Genomic DNA, 564 nt, shown 5'->3' on the forward strand with positions numbered 1-564 from the left:
ATATTAATAACTATTTAAATATTGTAAAAGATAAACTGACATTTTTAGCTGAAGACCAACAACAAAATATAAATCAAGTTGCCAATAAACTTGCTGATGTTATCCGTCAAGGTGGTATTATTTATTTCTTTGGTTGTGGACACTCACATATTTTCGGTGAAGATGTATTTTATCGGGCGGGTGGGTTAGCACCTGTTAGACCAATTTTAATTGAGCCATTAATGCTTCATGAAGGCGCTGCTCGCTCATCTAAATTAGAAAAACAAAATAATTATATTTTACCTTATTTAGTTGATTATAAAATTACTGAAAAAGATGCATTAATTGTTATTTCAACATCGGGGATCAATCCTGTGCCAATTGATGTCGCACAGTGGGGACGGCAGCATGGCGCTTATACCGTTGCCATTACTAGCTCTGTATACGCTGACACTTTTCAGTCTAAGCATACGTCAGGTCAGCATTTACGTGATTGTGCCGATCAGGTTATTGATAATAATGTTCCTATCGGTGATGCAGTATTAAAAGCCAGTGAGCAGGAACCTCCGTTTTCGCCGATTTCGT

At 36.9% G+C, this 564-nt stretch carries 1 protein-coding gene; it reads left to right on the forward strand.

What is annotated here, in order from left to right:
* Positions 1-2: 2 nt before the first annotated feature.
* A partial coding sequence (locus ABN217_RS19985; protein WP_349459968.1) for a sugar isomerase domain-containing protein occupies positions 3-564 on the forward strand: 562 nt, incomplete at its 3' end.

The sequence above is a fragment of the Proteus sp. fly-1067 genome, assembly GCF_040139345.1.
GTDB classification, from domain to species: domain Bacteria; phylum Pseudomonadota; class Gammaproteobacteria; order Enterobacterales; family Enterobacteriaceae; genus Proteus; species Proteus vulgaris_B.